The 17759-nt window shown below is 57.9% G+C and carries 17 protein-coding genes; 13 read left to right on the top strand and 4 right to left on the bottom strand.

Translation table 11 applies throughout. From position 1 onward, the window contains the following. The first annotated feature begins 172 nt into the window (after positions 1–172). Positions 173–940, top strand: a complete 768-nt coding sequence (locus AC3WK5_RS25705; protein ID WP_103318583.1) for an FCD domain-containing protein — start codon at positions 173–175, stop codon at positions 938–940. Between the two features lie 155 nt (positions 941–1095). Here AC3WK5_RS25705 and smpB read toward each other — a convergent pair whose 3' ends face one another. After that, positions 1096–1578 carry an SsrA-binding protein SmpB gene (gene smpB / locus AC3WK5_RS25700; protein ID WP_019691770.1) on the bottom strand — a complete coding sequence of 161 codons (483 nt, stop codon included), beginning with the start codon at positions 1576–1578 and terminating at the stop codon, positions 1096–1098. A gap of 118 nt (positions 1579–1696) precedes the next feature. Here smpB and AC3WK5_RS25695 point away from each other — a divergent pair, with 118 nt between their 5' ends. From AC3WK5_RS25695 to AC3WK5_RS25685, 3 genes are read left to right on the top strand one after another with little or no spacing between them, the layout of a single operon-like run. Beyond that, positions 1697–3100 carry a sodium-dependent transporter gene (locus AC3WK5_RS25695; protein ID WP_103318585.1) on the top strand — a complete coding sequence of 468 codons (1404 nt, stop codon included), beginning with the start codon at positions 1697–1699 and terminating at the stop codon, positions 3098–3100. A 7-nt stretch (positions 3101–3107) separates the two neighbouring features. Beyond that, on the top strand, positions 3108–3542 hold the full coding sequence (locus tag AC3WK5_RS25690) for a type II toxin-antitoxin system RatA family toxin (protein WP_103318587.1): 435 nt from the start codon (positions 3108–3110) through the stop codon (positions 3540–3542). Next, entirely contained in the window at positions 3535–3852 is a 318-nt protein-coding gene (locus tag AC3WK5_RS25685; RefSeq protein WP_103318589.1) for an RnfH family protein, read from the top strand. The genes AC3WK5_RS25690 and AC3WK5_RS25685 overlap by 8 nt, the downstream gene beginning before the upstream one ends. Before the next feature lie 60 nt (positions 3853–3912). On the opposite strand, the gene AC3WK5_RS25680 is transcribed toward AC3WK5_RS25685, so the two are convergent. Beyond that, a complete protein-coding gene (locus AC3WK5_RS25680) occupies positions 3913–4440 on the bottom strand; it encodes an outer membrane protein assembly factor BamE (protein WP_054594074.1) in 528 nt (175 codons plus the stop codon). 97 nt (positions 4441–4537) lie between these two features. Between AC3WK5_RS25680 and fur the strand changes: the two genes are divergently transcribed. Continuing rightward, positions 4538–4942, top strand: a complete 405-nt coding sequence (gene fur, locus AC3WK5_RS25675) for a ferric iron uptake transcriptional regulator (protein WP_019691775.1) — start codon at positions 4538–4540, stop codon at positions 4940–4942. Between the two features lie 75 nt (positions 4943–5017). On the opposite strand, the gene recN is transcribed toward fur, so the two are convergent. Next, positions 5018–6691 (bottom strand): DNA repair protein RecN, encoded by a 1674-nt coding sequence (gene recN, locus AC3WK5_RS25670; protein ID WP_103318592.1) that lies wholly within the window; start codon positions 6689–6691, stop codon positions 5018–5020. A gap of 248 nt (positions 6692–6939) precedes the next feature. Here recN and grpE point away from each other — a divergent pair, with 248 nt between their 5' ends. The 8 genes from grpE (at position 6940) to AC3WK5_RS25630 (ending at position 17426) form a co-directional block, all read left to right on the top strand. After that, positions 6940–7506, top strand: coding sequence for a nucleotide exchange factor GrpE (gene grpE / locus AC3WK5_RS25665; RefSeq protein WP_103318594.1), 567 nt, complete (start codon positions 6940–6942; stop codon positions 7504–7506). Positions 7507–7608: 102 nt separating this feature from the next. Next, positions 7609–9525 (top strand): molecular chaperone DnaK, encoded by a 1917-nt coding sequence (dnaK, locus tag AC3WK5_RS25660; RefSeq protein WP_103318596.1) that lies wholly within the window; start codon positions 7609–7611, stop codon positions 9523–9525. A 297-nt stretch (positions 9526–9822) separates the two neighbouring features. Then, positions 9823–10947 carry a molecular chaperone DnaJ gene (gene dnaJ / locus AC3WK5_RS25655; protein WP_054594070.1) on the top strand — a complete coding sequence of 375 codons (1125 nt, stop codon included), beginning with the start codon at positions 9823–9825 and terminating at the stop codon, positions 10945–10947. Positions 10948–10957: 10 nt separating this feature from the next. Further along, positions 10958–11764, top strand: a complete 807-nt coding sequence (gene dapB, locus AC3WK5_RS25650) for a 4-hydroxy-tetrahydrodipicolinate reductase (RefSeq protein WP_103318598.1) — start codon at positions 10958–10960, stop codon at positions 11762–11764. 258 nt (positions 11765–12022) lie between these two features. Continuing rightward, positions 12023–13159, top strand: coding sequence for a glutamine-hydrolyzing carbamoyl-phosphate synthase small subunit (gene carA, locus AC3WK5_RS25645; RefSeq protein ID WP_103318601.1), 1137 nt, complete (start codon positions 12023–12025; stop codon positions 13157–13159). Between the two features lie 139 nt (positions 13160–13298). Further along, a complete protein-coding gene (carB, locus tag AC3WK5_RS25640; protein ID WP_103318603.1) occupies positions 13299–16520 on the top strand; it encodes a carbamoyl-phosphate synthase large subunit in 3222 nt (1073 codons plus the stop codon). Next, a complete protein-coding gene (gene greA, locus AC3WK5_RS25635; RefSeq protein ID WP_054594066.1) occupies positions 16517–16993 on the top strand; it encodes a transcription elongation factor GreA in 477 nt (158 codons plus the stop codon). The genes carB and greA overlap by 4 nt, the downstream gene beginning before the upstream one ends. A gap of 28 nt (positions 16994–17021) precedes the next feature. After that, a complete protein-coding gene (locus tag AC3WK5_RS25630) occupies positions 17022–17426 on the top strand; it encodes a hypothetical protein (protein ID WP_054594065.1) in 405 nt (134 codons plus the stop codon). Positions 17427–17435: 9 nt separating this feature from the next. Here the strand turns inward: AC3WK5_RS25630 and AC3WK5_RS25625 are convergent, their stop codons facing one another. Next, positions 17436–17744, bottom strand: coding sequence for a YhbY family RNA-binding protein (locus tag AC3WK5_RS25625; RefSeq protein WP_019691785.1), 309 nt, complete (start codon positions 17742–17744; stop codon positions 17436–17438). Positions 17745–17759 lie beyond the last annotated feature (15 nt).

The following is a 17759-nucleotide window of genomic DNA, read 5'->3' as shown; positions in this document are numbered from 1 at the left end:
GTAAAAGCCTTGGGTGTGGTGTGTCAATTTGCCGCCCTGAAACTTTCGTCGAATGAGCGGTGCAGAGGTCATCTGATCTGTTCGATCAAACGCCGTCTGGTAGGTGCTGGCACGACGCCAATAGGCCAGAATAGAGAGCCCGGCGAGCCGTCGGGATCGTGGAGAATGAGTTATGGGGTTTGATCAGATTCGTCAGCGCCGTTTGTCTGACGATATTGTCGAGCGGCTCGAAGGGATGATCCTGGAGGGCACGCTGAAGTCCGGTGAGCGATTGCCGGCGGAGCGCGCTCTGGCTGAGCAGTTCGGTGTATCGCGCCCTTCATTGCGTGAGGCGATCCAGAAACTGGCGGCCAAGGGGCTGCTGGTCAGTCGCCAGGGCGGCGGCAACTATGTGGTTGAATCACTCGGTTCAACCTTCAGTGATCCGCTGCTGCATCTGCTGGAAAGCAACCCCGAAGCCCAGCGTGATCTGCTGGAGTTTCGCCATACGCTGGAAGCTTCATGCGCTTATTACGCTGCATTGCGCGCGACGGATGTTGATCGTGAGCGACTGACTGCGGCATTCGAAGAGTTGCAGGATTGCTACTCGCGGCATGATCAGGTGAGTCGTGCGGAAGAGGGGGCGGCGGATGCGAACTTTCACCTGGCCATTGCCGAAGCCAGTCACAACGCGGTGCTGTTGCACACAATTCGCGGACTGTTCGATCTGCTCAAGCGCAACGTGGTGACCAACATCGGTGGCATGTACAAGCAGCGCGTCGAAACCCGCGACATGCTGATCAGTCAGCACCGGGAGTTGTATCAGGCGATTATCGAAGGGCGTGCAGAGCAGGCGCGAGAAATTTCCAGCCGACATATTTTGTATGTGCAGGAAGTGCTCGAAGAAGTGCGTCAGGAAATGCAGCGCATGGCTCGGGCGGAGCGGCGCAAGGGGATGTAGGTTGGGTTTTGTCAGTTAAATCTTTATCGCTTGTGCGATTGTCTTCGCGAGCAAGCCCGCTCCCACAGGTTCCAGGTCTGCCAAATAAATGTCGGCATCCATAGATCGTGTGGGAGCGGGCTTGCTCGCGAAAGCGGTCTCAGGCAAAAAGAAGATTAATCTTCCTTGCCCTTGTTCCGCACCGCTCGCTGCAACTCGCGACCGGCATCGCGTTCGCGCTCGGTATCACGCTTGTCGTATTCCTTCTTGCCCTTGCCCAGAGCGATCTCGCACTTGATCAAGTGCTTGCTCCAGTACAGCGACAGGCAGACGCAGGCGTAACCCTTCTGTTGCACGGCGGCAAACAGCTTCTCCAGCTCGCGCTGGTTGAGCAGCAGTTTGCGCGTGCGCGTCGGGTCGGCGATGACGTGGGTGCTGGCGGTGGTCAGCGGAGTGATATGACTGCCGAGCAGCCACGCCTCGCCATCCTTGAGCAGCACATAACTGTCGACCAGTTGTGCCTTGCCTGCACGCAGACTCTTTACTTCCCAGCCGGCCAGGACCATGCCAGCCTCGAATCGATGTTCGATGAAGTAATCGTGTCGCGCCTTTTTATTCTGCGCGATGGTCCCTTCGGGGTGTTTCTTCTGTTTAGCCATAGGGGCGGCATTATAGGGAGTTGCGCGCGAGTCGGCTACGGTGAACCTGCGTGCTTGAGCGCATTGAGTGAATCCCGGACAATGCGCCCTCTTTTTTGATCGGTTGGGCGTGTTCAGGATGTCGTCAGACAAGGTTTCAGTCCACGGTAGTTGGGCTAGCCGTTGGGTTTTCATACTCGCTGCGACCGGTTCAGCCGTGGGGCTGGGTAGTATCTGGAAGTTTCCCTACATGGTCGGCGTCTATGGCGGCGGCGCGTTTGTGTTGGTGTTTCTGGCGTGTATTGCGCTGATCGGCGTGCCGGTGATGCTGGCCGAAACCCTGATCGGTCGTCGTGCCCGGCAAAGTCCGGCAAATGCCTTGAAGGTTCTGGCACTTGAAGCCGGGCATTCGGCGAAATGGTCCTGGGGCGCGTTTGCCGGGATGATCACGGCGCTGCTGATCCTGTCTTTCTATAGTGTGGTGGGTGGCTGGTCGCTGGATTACATCATTGATATGGGGCGCGGTGATTTCCAGGGCGTGACGGCCGATCAGGTCGGCGCCTATTTTGGCGGGGTGATCGCCGACCCTTGGCGTCTGACGCTGTGGCATACCCTCTTCATGTTGCTGTCGGCATTCGTTATCGCCAAAGGCGTCGTCGCGGGGCTTGAGCGCAGCTTGCGGATCATGATGCCGTTGCTGTTCGTGATGCTGGTGATTCTGTTGGGCTACAGCCTGACCACCGGGCACTTCATGGAAGGCGTGCATTTCATGTTCGACTTCAACCCGGACAAATTGCTGGACGGCTTGCTGCCAGCCATGGGGCATGCGTTTTTTTCCCTTAGCGTCGGTGTGGGCTCGATCATGATCTACGGTGCTTATATGCCTAAGCATTCGTCGATTTCCGGGACCATCGTCGGCGTTGCGTTACTGGATACCTTTGTTTCGTTGCTGGCCGGCCTGGCGTTGTTTCCGATTGTGTTTGCTGCCGGTTTGAACCCAAGCGAAGGGCCAGGATTGATGTTTGTCAGCCTGCCGTTTGCCTTTGGTAACGTCGCATTCGGCCAGTTGATGGGGGTGGTGTTTTTCGTGCTGGTGGCGATTGCGGCCTGGAGTTCGGCGATTTCCTTGCTGGAGCCGATGGTGGCCTACCTGGTTGAGCGGACCAACATCCGTCGTGGCTGGGTGACGTTCTGGCTGGCATTCAGTTGCTGGTTTGTTGGTTTGGGAACGGTGTTTTCCTTCAATATATGGAAGCAGGCCAAGTTTTTCGTGAATGATGGCGGTGCGTTTCACCTCTACCAGTGGGGGGCGCAAAATGGTCTGGATTTCTTTGGTGTGATCGATTTCTTCACCTCGCGGATCATGTTGCCGCTCGGTGGTTTGTGCTTTGTGGTGTTTGCAGGTTGGGTGATGGGCCGTGAAGCGGTGCGCGACGAACTGTCGATGCGCAGCCCGGCATTGTTTGCTCTGACATTGTTCTTGATGCGCTATGTGGCGCCAATCGGCATTCTTGTAGTGTTTGCCGCCCAGCTGTGGAAGTGACGCTGACATGACGACACATATTCAACGTTCGGCCCTGTTGCCGTATCCGGCACAAGCGCTGTATGACCTGGTCAATGACGTGGCGCGCTATCCGGAATTTTTGCCTTGGTGCTCCGAGGCGCAAGTGCTGGAAAGCTCTGCCGTGCACATGCGTGCAAGCGTAGGCGTGGCCAAGGGCGGGTTAAGCCAGCACTTTGTGACGCGCAATACGCTGGTAGCCGGGTCTTCGATCGAGATGCATCTCGAAGAGGGGCCGTTCAATCAGTTGCATGGTGTTTGGGTGTTCAAGGCATTGGGCGAGAAAGCCTGCAAGATCAGCCTGGACCTGTCGTTCGATTATGCCGGGCCGATTGTTCGGGCGACCCTGGGGCCGTTGTTCAATCAGGCGGCTAACACGCTGGTGGACGCGTTCTGTCAGCGCGCCAAGCAGTTGCATGGTTAAGCCGGTGATTGACGTCGAGGTGGTGTATGCCGCCGTCGATCGCCAGATGTTGCTCAAGGTGGCGGTGCCTGTGGGCACTACTCTGCGAGCGGCATTGGCTGAATCGGGCATCGTCGAGCAATTCCCCGAGTTGGATCTGGCTACGTGTCCGGTAGGGGTTTTCGGCAAGGTGATTGCCGATCCCGAGCATCATCAGGTCCGGCCGGGTGATCGCATCGAGATCTATCGAGCGTTGCTGGCGGATCCAAAAGAGGTGCGCCGATTACGTGCGGCCAAGGCTGCGGCGCAGGCCAAGGCCCGGGATCAGTAGATTTCCCAAATGACAGGCAACAAAAAGCCCGGCATGCCGGGCTTTTTGTTGTGTCGCAATTTATTGCGGCGATGTGTCCAACGGTGTTGGCGTCGGGACCGGAACGGTTTCGACCTTGTCGACGTCCTTCTGGATCTGGTCCAGCAGCGAACCTGGTTTTACCGGTTTCTCTGGCTTTGGCTTCTCGGCGTTTTCAGCAGGGGCGGTTACGGTGGTGCCGCTGTTCTTGCCGAGAATCGCTTCGTCACGGCTCACGCCAGGCATGAAATCACCCGACAGGCTGACAAGCTGGTCGTTAGGGTTGAAGATAACGCTGATGCGTTCCTGTTGGCGTTCACCGCCGCCTGGCTGCAGGCTATACAAGTAATCCCAGCGATCGGCATGGAACGTGTCGGTCAGCAGAGGGTTGCCCATGATAAACCGTACTTGCCGACGGGTCATTCCCGGGCGTAACTGGTCTATCATGTCCTGCGTGACGACATTGCCCTGCTGGATGTCGATTTTGTAAACCCCGGGGAATGAACAACCGGCGAGTGCGAGCAGTCCCACAAAGGTGAAACTGGTTAGCAAGAGCTTGGTGTTTTGCATCGGTGGGCGACTTCCACTATCTTGGCTGGGACAACGTAAACGCCGATCATACCCGCATTAAGAGTAGCTGCGAAGCAGCATCGCGAGAAAGCTGACCATGGTTGAAAATAGCGAACTACGCAAAGCCGGCCTTAAAGTGACCCTGCCACGGGTCAAAATTCTGCAAATGCTCGATTCCGCCGAGCAACGTCACATGAGTGCTGAAGATGTTTACAAGGCGCTGATGGAAGCTGGCGAGGATGTCGGTCTGGCCACGGTTTACCGTGTACTGACCCAATTCGAAGCGGCTGGTCTGGTGGTCCGTCACAATTTCGACGGCGGTCACGCGGTCTTCGAACTGGCTGACGGCGGTCACCACGACCATATGGTTAACGTGGAGAACGGTGAAGTGATCGAGTTCTTCGAGGAAGAAATCGAAAAGCTTCAGAAGGCAATCGTCGAGAAGCACGGCTTCGAGTTGGTGGATCACAACCTGGTGCTGTACGTACGCAAGAAAAAGTAAGCATGTCGCGCGGATTTCTGGTCCGCGATACGAACGAAGGCGACCCAAGGGTCGCCTTCGTGCTGTCTGGTGACTTTAGATTTTTGCCGTCACGACCATTTTCTTTGCGTGGGCCAGGGACTCCTTGGTCAGGTCGATCCCTCCCAGCATTCGCGCCACTTCTTCAATACGCTCGTTTTTACTCAGCTTGGACACGGCGGTGTGCGTGGCATCGTCACCGCGCACCTTGTGGACAAATAGATGCTGATGGCCCTGGGAGGCTACCTGCGGCAAGTGCGTGACGGTCAGCACCTGTCCGCGCTCTCCGAGGCGGCGCAAGAGCTGGCCGACAATTTCCGCTGTCGGGCCGCCAATCCCGACGTCCACTTCGTCAAACACCAGTGTTGGCACTCGTGAGGTTTGTGCGGTGATCACCTGGATGGCCAGGCTGATTCGTGACAACTCACCCCCCGATGCGACTTTGGCCAGTGCCTTGAGCGGTTGCCCTGGGTTGGCGCTGACCAGCAGTTCCACCTGCTCAAGGCCGTTGGGCAGCAGTTCAGTGCTGGTGTTGGGGCGTAGCTCAATGGTGAAGCGGCCGCCGGGCATGCCCAGGCGTTGAATTTCCTGTTCGACGGCATTGGCCAGGCTGGTCGAAGCCTGATGACGCAGATCGCTTAGCTCCCGGGCTTTTTCCTGGTAATGCCGGGCGAATGCACCCAGTTCTTCGCTCAGTCGTTCGATGGACTCGTCGTTGGCATTCAGCGTCTCGATTTCGTCCAGCAGCCTTTGCTGAAGTTCTGCGACTTCGGTGGGCTGAATCCGGTGTTTGCGCGCCAGGGTGTAGATCGAATCCAGGCGTTCTTCGAGTTGCTGGAGGCGTGCCGGATCGGCATCGAAATGGTCGAGAAAACGGTTCAGTTCGCCGACAGCTTCTTCCACCTGAATCTGCGCGCTGGTCAGCAGATTGGTTGCTTCGCCCAGGGCGCCGACCGAATTGTTCACGCTCGACAGGCGATTGAGACTGGCTGTCAGGGCGTTCAGTACATTGCCGGAATCGCTTTCGCTGCACTGCTCGACCACTTGTCGGCAAATACCGAGCAAGGTCTCGGCATTGGTCAGGTTTTTGTGTTCCTGCTCCAGTTGCTCCAGCTCGCTCTCGCCGAGGCCGAGGTTTTCCAGCTCTTCGAGTTGGTAGCTGAGCAATTGGTGGCGAGCGCGCTGCTCGTCGCCGGAGTTGGAGAGGCGCTCCAGCTCCTGGCGAGTCTGGCGCCAGCGCTGGGCGGCCAGTTGCACCTGGCGGGCGAGGTCCGTGGCGCCGGCATATTCGTCGAGCAGCCGACGGTGCGTGTCGGTTTTCAGCAACGATTGGTGTTCATGCTGGCTGTGGATATCGATCAGCAGTTCGCCAAGGGCTTTAAGGTCGCCCAGCGGGCAGGGGCTGCCATTGATGTAGCCGCGCGAGCGACCCTCGGCGGTGATCACCCTGCGCAGGATGCACGGGCCGTCGGTATCGAGGTCGCGCTCGGCCAGCCAGGTACTGGCTTCCGGAATATCGGCCAGGTCGAATGTGGCCAGGATGTCGGCCTTCTCGGCGCCTGGGCGAACCACGCCGCTGTCGGCGCGATCACCCAGGGTCAGGCCCAGGGCGTCGAGCATTATCGACTTGCCTGCACCGGTTTCCCCTGTGATCACGCTCATCCCGCGATCGAGTTCCAGATCGAGATGTTCAACGATGGCGTAGTTATGTACGGACAGGTGCACCAGCATAGAGGCCGCTCCCAGGCTTTAGGTCTGGTTATTTATACAGTGTTTTGTTTCTGGCTGACAATGCCCGCGTTTAGCTCGATTTGCTTGGGAAATGGATTTTTTTAAAACCGCTGGGATATTAAATCAGTCGTTTTGTAAGGGTAATAGCGTTCAGCGCTCCGGCAGCCCTTGAACCTGGAATTTGCGACCCCATATACCGGGGCAGAAGCGCGAGTCGAGTTCGCGCACGATTTTGAAAGGAGAAATCTATGGCTGACGAACAGACGCTGGATATGCAAAATCCAGACGCCAATCAGGCTCCCGAAGCATCGGGTGAAGACCTGGCGGCTCGTGTACAAGTGCTCGAAGAGCAACTGGCTGGCGCGCAGGATCAGTCTTTGCGTGTTGCTGCCGATCTGCAGAACGTCCGCCGTCGTGCTGAGCAGGATGTAGAAAAAGCTCACAAATTCGCGTTAGAGAAGTTCGCCAACGACTTGCTGCCGATCGTCGATAGCCTGGAGCGTGGTCTTGAGCTGTCCAACCCGGACGACGAAAGCATCCGCCCTATGCGTGAAGGCATCCAGCTGACCCTGAAAATGTTCCAGGACACCCTGAAGCGTTATCAGTTGGAAGCGATCGATCCTGAAGGTGAGCCGTTCAACGCTACGCATCATCAGGCGATGGCCATGCAGGAAAGTGCAGACGTCGAGCCCAACAGCGTGCTCAAGGTGTTCCAGAAGGGTTACATGCTCAACGGTCGCCTGCTGCGCCCGGCCATGGTCGTGGTCAGCAAGGCTCCGGCGCCGGTTTCGCCTTCGATTGACGAGCAGGCTTGAAATCCGCCGTAAGGCCCCCATTTAGATGTCAAGCGTTTAAGTGCTACCGCAGTTAGCCACCACTGCTGCGGCAACCAAATCCAAAGTTTCGGGAGAGTGAACATGGGCAAAATTATCGGTATCGACCTGGGGACTACCAACTCCTGCGTCTCCGTGCTGGAAAACGGCGTAGCCAAAGTTATCGAAAACGCTGAAGGCGCGCGTACTACGCCGTCGATCATCGCTTATGCCAACGATGGCGAGATCCTGGTGGGTCAGTCGGCCAAGCGTCAGGCTGTGACCAATCCGCACAACACCCTGTATGCGGTGAAGCGTCTGATCGGTCGTAAGTTCGACGAAGAAGTCGTACAGAAAGACATCAAGATGGTCCCTTACAAAATCGCCAAGGCTGACAATGGCGACGCTTGGGTTGAAGTGAACGGCCAGAAAATGTCGCCGCCACAGATCTCGGCTGAAATCCTGAAGAAGATGAAGAAAACCGCCGAAGACTACCTCGGCGAGACTGTGACTGAAGCGGTTATCACCGTTCCGGCCTACTTCAACGACAGTCAGCGTCAGGCGACCAAAGACGCCGGCCGTATTGCTGGCCTGGACGTAAAACGCATCATCAACGAACCAACTGCAGCCGCTCTGGCCTACGGTATGGACAAGGCCAAGGGCGATCACACCGTGATCGTTTATGACCTGGGTGGCGGTACTTTCGACGTCTCCGTAATCGAGATCGCCGAAGTTGATGGCGAGCACCAGTTCGAAGTGTTGGCCACCAACGGTGACACCTTCCTCGGCGGTGAAGACTTCGACATTCGTCTGATCGACTACCTCGTTGACGAATTCAAGAAAGAAAGCGGCATGAACCTCAAAGGTGATCCGCTGGCCATGCAGCGCCTGAAAGAAGCCGCTGAGAAAGCCAAGATCGAGCTGTCTTCGAGCCTGCAGACCGACGTTAACCTGCCGTACATCACTGCAGATGCGACCGGTCCTAAGCACTTGAACGTGAAAATCTCCCGCGCCAAGCTGGAAGCGCTGGTTGAAGACCTGGTTCAACGCACCATCGAGCCTTGCCGCATTGCCCTGAAAGACTCGGGTATCGAAGTTGGTTCGATCAACGACGTGATCCTGGTCGGCGGTCAGACCCGTATGCCACTGGTTCAGAAACTGGTGACCGAGTTCTTCGGTAAAGAAGCCCGTAAAGACGTTAACCCGGACGAAGCCGTTGCCATGGGTGCTGCTATCCAGGGTGCAGTATTGGCCGGTGACGTGAAAGACGTCCTGCTGCTCGACGTCAGCCCGCTGACTCTGGGTATCGAAACCATGGGCGGCGTGATGACTGCGCTGATCGAGAAAAACACCACGATTCCTACCAAGAAATCGCAAGTGTTCTCGACTGCCGATGACAACCAGGGTGCAGTGACCATTCACGTGCTGCAAGGTGAGCGCAAGCAAGCTGCCCAGAACAAGTCCCTGGGCAAGTTCGACCTGGCCGAGATTCCACCAGCACCACGTGGCGTGCCACAAATTGAAGTGACCTTCGACATCGACGCCAACGGCATCCTGCACGTAGGCGCCAAAGACAAGGCCACCGGCAAGACTCAGTCGATCGTGATCAAGGCCAACTCCGGTCTGTCCGAGGAAGAAATTCAGCAGATGATTCGCGATGCTGAAACCAACGCTGACGAAGACCGCAAGTTCGAAGAGCTGGCCACTGCTCGTAACCAGGGCGATGCGCTGGTTCACTCGACGCGCAAAATGGTCGCTGACGCTGGCGATAAAGTGACTGCTGAAGAGAAGACCGCAATCGAAGCTGCCGTGGTTGCCCTGGAAGCCGCTGTTAAAGGCGACGACAAGGCGGCTATCGAAGCCAAGGTTGAAGAGCTGTCGAAAGTCTCCGCTCCAGTGGCGCAGAAGATGTACGCCGAACAGGCTCAGCCAGCTGACGGTGCGGCACCGCACGCTGAAAAAGCTGAGAAGGCTGACGACGTTGTCGACGCTGAGTTCGAAGAAGTCAAAGAACACAAGTAAGTTGTTGGTCGGCCGGTTGACTGCCTTTGTGCGGTGACTGGTAGGATGTCGCCGCGCGGGAGCTTGCTCCCGCGTTGGCGTGTCTGGAGTAGACGAATTTTTACAGCATGCGACAGCGTTCGGATGCTGGCGGTGCGGACGGGGATGCTCCTGCTTTCCGATCCACAGGTATCGCATCGAATCAAAGACCAGGATCGTTGAATTGACGTGAGTTGGGTCCGGGCCTGTATTGGGGCTCAACGAGTTTGGCGAAGCTCAGGAGGGGTTTGCCGAACGTCCTTAAGAGTGCAAAGACTTATGGCAAAGCGTGACTATTACGAAGTGTTGGGTGTTGAGCGTGGCACGAGCGAAACGGACCTGAAAAAGGCCTACCGTCGCTTGGCAATGAAGCACCACCCGGACCGTAATCCTGACGACAAAGCGTCGGAAGAAAAATTCAAGGAGGCCAACGAGGCCTACGAAGTACTGTCCGATTCCAGCAAGCGCGCGGCGTACGACCAGTACGGTCATGCCGGTGTCGACCCAAGCATGGGTGGCGGCGGTGCTGGTTTTGGTGGTCAGAACTTCTCCGATATCTTCGGTGATGTGTTCAGTGACTTCTTCGGTGGTGGTCGCGGCGGTTCCCGTGGCGGTGCTCAGCGCGGTAGCGATCTGCGCTACACCCTGGAGCTGAACCTGGAAGAAGCGGTGCGCGGCACAACCGTGAATATCCGTGTTCCAACACTGGTCAACTGCAAGCCGTGCGACGGGTCGGGTGCCAAGAAAGGTTCTGCGCCGGTCACGTGCCCAACCTGCGGCGGTATCGGTCAGGTGCGCATGCAGCAAGGCTTCTTCTCGGTGCAGCAAACCTGCCCGCGTTGCCATGGCCAGGGCAAGATCATTTCCGATCCATGCAACTCCTGCAATGGCGAAGGCCGTGTCGAAGAGTACAAGACCCTGTCGGTGAAAGTGCCGGCTGGCGTTGATACTGGCGACCGTATTCGTCTGTCTGGCGAAGGCGAGGCGGGGACTCAAGGTGGGCCGACTGGCGACCTGTACGTGGTGATCAACGTGCGCGAGCACGCGATCTTCCAGCGTGACGGCAAGCATCTGTTTTGCGAAGTGCCGATCAGCTTCGTCGATGCAGCGCTGGGCGGCGAGCTGGAGATTCCGACTCTTGATGGTCGGGTCAGGCTGAAGATTCCTGAAGGCACGCAGACCGGCAAGCAGTTCCGGGTGCGTGGCAAGGGCGTGGCACCGGTTCGTGGCGGTGGCGCGGGCGACCTGATGTGCAGTGTGGTGGTCGAGACTCCAGTCAATCTGGGGCGTCGTCAGCGCGAACTGCTGGAAGAGTTCCGCAGTTCCCTGGCGGACGACAACAGCCATTCGCCGAAAACCACCGGTTGGTTCGAAGGCGTGAAGCGCTTCTTCGGCGATCTGTAAGGAGTCGGGCATGCGACGTATAGCTGTGATGGGCGCTGCCGGGCGCATGGGCAAGATCCTGATCGAAGCGGTGCAGCAACGCGCACCACTCACTGGTCTGACGGCGGCAATCGTGCGCCCTGGCAGCACGCTGATCGGCGTGGATGCTGGTGAGCTCGCCGCGCTGGGGCGGATCGGTGTGCCGCTGTCCGGTAACCTGGAAATGGTGGCGGCTGAGTTCGATGTGTTGATCGACTTCACGCTCCCGGAGGTCATGCTGAAGAACCTGGCGTTCTGCCGCAAGGTGGGCAAGGCCATGGTCATCGGCACTACGGGGCTGGATGCTGCGCAAAAGCAGTTGCTGGCCGAGGCAGGCAAGGACATTCCAATTGTCTTCGCAGCCAATTTCAGTGTTGGCGTGAACCTGTCGCTGAAGCTGCTCGATATGGCGGCTCGTGTGTTGGGTGATGATGCTGATATCGAAATCATCGAAGCCCATCATCGAAACAAGATCGATGCGCCTTCAGGTACGGCTTTGCGCATGGGTGAGGTGATCGCCAGCGCACTGGATCGTGATCTGCAGAAGGTTGCGGTCTATGGGCGCGAAGGCCACACCGGTGTGCGCGAGCGCGAAACCATCGGTTTCGCCACGGTTCGCGGCGGTGATGTGGTCGGCGATCATACGGTGCTGTTCGCCTGCGAGGGCGAGCGCCTGGAAATCACCCATAAAGCGTCCAGTCGCATGACCTTCGCCAAGGGCGCGGTGCGTGCCGCGTTGTGGCTGGAGGGTCGTGAGCCGGGTCTTTACGACATGCAAGACGTGCTCGACCTGCGTTAAGATGCAGCCGGAATCGGGTTCAAACACAGCGTTTGAGCCCGATTTATCCCGCCAAGCGACGTCCTGTCGCATTCCCCGGCCTTTTAGGCTCATTGGCGGTAGACCAAAAAAGCCTTTTTCTGTAAGCTACAGCTTTAGTGTGTCCACTAAAAGCGCGCAGAATAATTCAGTGAAGAAGCGGGGTGACGTGTCCATACGTCACTCCGCTTTTTTGCAACCTGCGATCGCCCTTTCAGGCTTTATTTACGGGAGGTCTTCTTGACTAAGCCAGCCATACTCGCCCTTGCTGATGGCAGCATTTTTCGCGGCGAAGCCATTGGAGCCGACGGTCAAACCGTTGGTGAGGTGGTGTTTAACACTGCCATGACCGGCTATCAGGAAATCCTTACCGATCCTTCCTACGCCCAACAGATCGTTACCCTGACTTACCCGCACATCGGCAACACCGGCACCACGCCGGAAGACGCCGAGTCCGACCGCGTCTGGTCTGCAGGTCTGGTTATTCGTGACCTGCCACTGGTTGCGAGCAACTGGCGTAACACGATGTCCCTGTCTGACTACCTGAAAGCCAACAACGTTGTGGCAATCGCCGGTATCGACACCCGCCGCCTGACACGCATCCTGCGTGAAAAAGGCGCGCAGAACGGCTGCATCATGGCTGGCGACAACATCTCCGACGAAGCTGCGATTGCAGCAGCGCGCGGCTTCCCGGGCCTGAAGGGCATGGATCTGGCGAAAGTCGTCAGCACCAAGAAGCAGTACGAATGGCGCTCGACTGTCTGGGATCTGAAAACCGACAGCCACGCGACCCTCGACGCTTCCGATCTGCCGTACCACGTGGTTGCCTACGACTACGGCGTCAAGGTCAACATCCTGCGCATGCTGGTCGAGCGCGGTTGCCGCGTGACCGTGGTACCAGCTCAAACGCCGGCTGCTGACGTTCTGGCTCTGAAGCCGGACGGTGTGTTCCTGTCCAACGGCCCGGGTGACCCTGAGCCATGCGACTACGCGATCCAGGCCATTAAAGATGTGCTGGAAACCGAGATCCCGGTGTTCGGCATCTGCCTCGGCCACCAACTGTTGGCCCTGGCCTCTGGCGCCAAGACCCTGAAAATGGGCCACGGTCACCACGGCGCCAACCACCCGGTTCAGGATCTGGATTCCGGTGTCGTCATGATCACCAGCCAGAACCACGGTTTTGCGGTAGACGAAGCGACTCTGCCAGGCAACGTTCGGGCGATCCACAAATCGCTGTTCGACGGCACCCTGCAAGGCATCGAGCGTACCGACAAGAGCGCGTTCAGCTTCCAGGGTCACCCTGAAGCCAGCCCTGGTCCGAACGATGTGGCGCCGCTGTTCGATCGCTTCATCAACGAGATGGCCAAGCGACGTTAATCGCCGGGCTTGAGCATGTAGCGAGAAGTCCCTGAGGGTGGCCCCGGTAACCCGGCGGTCCCTGAAGGGCTTCAGAGATTGATCAAGACGGCTTCTCCTCGGGGATTGCCGTCGGACCTGCGGATTTGAGTGACTACCCATGCCAAAACGTACAGACATTAAAAGCATCCTGATTCTCGGCGCTGGCCCGATCGTGATCGGCCAGGCTTGCGAATTCGACTACTCCGGCGCCCAGGCTTGCAAAGCCCTGCGCGAAGAGGGTTACCGCGTCATCCTGGTGAACTCCAACCCGGCCACCATCATGACCGACCCGGCCATGGCCGACGCCACCTACATCGAACCGATCAAGTGGCAGACCGTTGCCAAGATCATCGAGAAAGAGCGCCCGGACGCGCTGCTGCCGACCATGGGCGGCCAGACCGCTCTGAACTGCGCCCTGGACCTGGAGCGCGAAGGCATTCTGGAGAAGTTCGGCGTAGAGATGATCGGCGCCAACGCTGACACCATCGACAAGGCTGAAGACCGTTCGCGTTTCGACAAGGCAATGAAATCCATCGGCCTGGCTTGCCCGCGTTCCGGCATCGCCCACAGTATGGAAGAGGCCAACGCGGTCCTCGAGAAGCTCGGCTTCCCGTGCATCATCCGCCCGTCCTTCACCATGGGCGGCACCGGTGGCGGTATCGCTTACAACCGCGAAGAGTTCGAAGAAATCTGCGCCCGCGGTCTGGACTTGTCGCCGACCAAAGAGCTGCTGATCGACGAATCGCTGATCGGTTGGAAAGAGTACGAAATGGAGGTTGTCCGCGATAAGAAGGACAACTGCATCATCGTCTGCTCGATCGAAAACTTCGATCCGATGGGCGTGCACACTGGTGACTCGATCACCGTGGCTCCGGCACAGACCCTGACCGACAAGGAATACCAGATCCTGCGTAACGCCTCCCTGGCGGTACTGCGCGAGATCGGCGTGGAAACCGGTGGCTCCAACGTCCAGTTCGGCATCTGCCCGAACACTGGCCGCATGGTGGTCATCGAGATGAACCCGCGGGTATCCCGTTCCTCGGCGCTGGCTTCGAAAGCGACCGGTTTCCCGATTGCCAAGGTCGCGGCCAAGCTGGCTGTGGGTTACACCCTGGATGAGCTGTCGAACGACATCACTGGCGGTAAAACCCCAGCGTCTTTCGAGCCGTCCATCGACTACGTCGTGACCAAGCTGCCACGCTTCGCTTTCGAGAAATTCCCGAAAGCCGACGCCCGCCTGACCACTCAAATGAAGTCGGTTGGCGAAGTCATGGCCATCGGCCGGACCTTCCAGGAATCCCTGCAGAAAGCCCTGCGCGGTCTGGAAGTTGGTGTTTGCGGTCTGGACGAGAAGCTCGACCTGAGCAATCCGGAAAGCATGAGCGTGCTCAAGCGCGAGCTGACCGTGCCGGGCGCCGAGCGTATCTGGTACGTGGCTGACGCCTTCCGTGCCGGCATGAGCGTCGAAGACATCTTCGGCATGAACATGATCGATCCTTGGTTCCTGGTGCAGATCGAAGATCTGATCAAGGACGAAGAGAAGGTCAAGACCCTGGGTCTGACCAGCATCGACCGCGACATGATGTTCCGCCTCAAGCGCAAGGGTTTCTCCGATCAACGCCTGGCCAAGTTGCTGGGTGTGACCGAGAAGAGCCTGCGTGCCCATCGCCACAAGCTTGAAGTGTTCCCGGTCTACAAGCGCGTCGACACTTGCGCCGCCGAGTTCGCAACCGACACCGCTTACCTCTACTCGACTTACGAGGAAGAGTGCGAAGCTGCGCCATCGGGTCGCGACAAGATCATGATCCTGGGCGGCGGTCCTAACCGTATCGGTCAAGGCATCGAGTTCGACTACTGCTGCGTACACGCGGCACTGGCCCTGCGCGATGACGGGTACGAGACCATCATGGTCAACTGCAACCCGGAAACCGTATCCACCGACTACGACACCTCCGATCGCCTGTACTTCGAGCCGGTGACCCTGGAAGACGTGCTGGAAATTGTCCGCGTCGAGAAGCCAAAAGGCGTGATCGTCCAGTACGGCGGCCAGACTCCGCTAAAACTGGCTCGGGCTCTGGAAGCTGCTGGCGTGCCGATCATCGGCACCAGCCCTGACGCAATCGACCGCGCCGAAGACCGTGAGCGCTTCCAGCAGATGGTCCAACGCCTGAACCTGCGTCAGCCGCCAAACGCCACCGTGCGCAGCGAAGACGAAGCCATTCGTGCTGCCGCGAAGATCGGCTACCCGCTGGTGGTGCGTCCGTCCTACGTGCTGGGCGGTCGTGCGATGGAAATCGTCTACGAAGAAGAAGAGCTCAAGCGCTACCTGCGTGAAGCGGTTCAAGTGTCCAACGACAGCCCTGTGCTGCTGGACCACTTCCTCAACTGCGCCATCGAAATGGACGTGGATGCGGTTTGCGACGGCACCGACGTGGTGATCGGCGCGATCATGCAGCACATCGAACAGGCAGGTGTTCACTCCGGTGACTCCGCGTGCTCGCTGCCGCCGTACTCGCTGCCTTTGCATATCCAGGACGAGATGCGTGAGCAGGTCAAGAAAATGGCCCTGGAGCTGGGCGTGGTCGGCCTGATGAACGTTCAGTTGGCGCTGCAAGGCGAAGACATCTACGTCATCGAAGTCAACCCGCGTGCTTCCCGTACCGTACCGTTCGTGTCCAAGTGCATCGGTGTTTCCCTGGCAATGATCGCGGCTCGCGTGATGGCTGGTAAAACCCTGAAGGAAATTGGTTTCACCAAGGAAATCATTCCTAACTTCTACAGCGTGAAAGAGGCGGTGTTCCCATTCGCCAAATTCCCTGGCGTTGACCCGATCCTTGGCCCGGAAATGAAGTCCACCGGTGAAGTGATGGGCGTGGGCGACACCTTCGGCGAAGCCTTTGCCAAAGCCCAGATGGGTGCCAGCGAAGTGCTGCCGACCGGCGGTACTGCCTTCATCAGCGTGCGTGATGATGATAAGCCACTGGTTGCAGGCGTAGCCCGTGATCTGATCAACTTGGGCTTCGAAGTGGTCGCCACTGCCGGTACTGCCAAGCTGATCGAAGCTGCAGGCCTGAAAGTGCGCCGTGTGAACAAGGTGACCGAAGGTCGTCCGCACGTGGTCGACATGATCAAGAATGACGAAGTCACGTTGATCATCAACACCACCGAAGGTCGTCAGTCGATCGCTGATTCGTACTCCATTCGTCGTAATGCCTTGCAGCACAAGATCTACTGCACTACCACCATTGCTGCTGGCGAAGCTATCTGTGAAGCGCTGAAGTTCGGTCCCGAGAAGACTGTGCGCCGCTTGCAGGATCTACACGCAGGATTGAAGGCATGATCAAATACCCAATGACCGTTAAGGGGGCGAAAGCCCTCGAAGAAGAACACGCTCACCTGACCAAGGTCGTCCGTCCGAAGCTCAGCCAGGACATCGGTACGGCTCGCGAGTTGGGTGACTTGAAGGAAAACGCCGAATACCACGCTGCTCGCGAGCAGCAGGGTATGGTCGAGGCGCGGATCCGTGATATCGAAGGCCGCATGCAGAATGCGGTGATCATCGATGTCACGAGCATTCCTCACACCGGCAAAGTGATTTTCGGTACCACCGTTGAAATCGCCAACGTCGAAACGGATGAAAGTGTCACTTACCACATCGTGGGCGAGGATGAGGCTGACTTCAAACTCGGCAAGATCTCCGTCAGTTCGCCACTTGCTCGCGCCTTGATTGCCAAGGAAGAGGGTGATGTGGTGGCGGTCAAAACGCCTAGCGGCGTTATCGAGTACGAGATTGTCGAAGTCCGCCATATCTGAAGGCAAGCGCCTGCTTCGTGCGGGCGCCATGCTTTGGCAACTGACTCAGATGTTATGGGTTGGTGGCTTGTGGTTGTTGCACATCGGTCTGCTGCCGGTGCTGAGCCGTATTGGCCTGGCACCGCTGCTGATCGAAGAAATTTCAAGCATGCTGAGTGCGCTGCTGGTCGGGTTTTCAGCGGCGTGCGTGGTTTTTCAGGTTTTGGTGCTGGTTCAGGCCAAGGGCCTTGTCAGTCTATGGCGCGATATTCGCGGGCAACTGCTGTTGATGGCGCTATACGCGAGTGCAATGTACTTCGTCGTGCGAATCGACTGGCCGCAGGCGCAGCACTGGTTGTTGTTCAGCTATCTTGTGCTGGGTTTTTCCGGGTTGCTGCTGGTTTTACAGCCGGTGCCGGGATGGGGTGGCAGGGTGCGCGAAGCACACCCTTGACCCGTATCATCACTTGAAGCGATGAACGTTCGACAACTGCTTGTTGACGCTGAAGTTCTTGCGGTAAATCAGCGCCATCTTGCCGATGACTTGCACCAGATCCGCTTTGCCGGCCTTGCACAGTTCTGCAATGGCTGCCAGGCGCGATTCGCGATCGAGGATGCTGAGCTTGATCTTGATCAGCTCGTGATCGCCCAATGCGCGTTCCAGTTCGGCTAAAACACCTTCAGTCAAACCGTTGTCAGCCACAGTCAAAACTGGTTTCAGATGGTGGCCAATGGACTTGTACTGTTTCTTCTGCTCTTGAGTGAGCGGCATAATCTGACCCTTTCG

This window comes from Pseudomonas sp. FW306-02-D09B, assembly GCF_058782685.1.
This window is presented reverse-complemented; position numbering and strand designations above follow the sequence as displayed.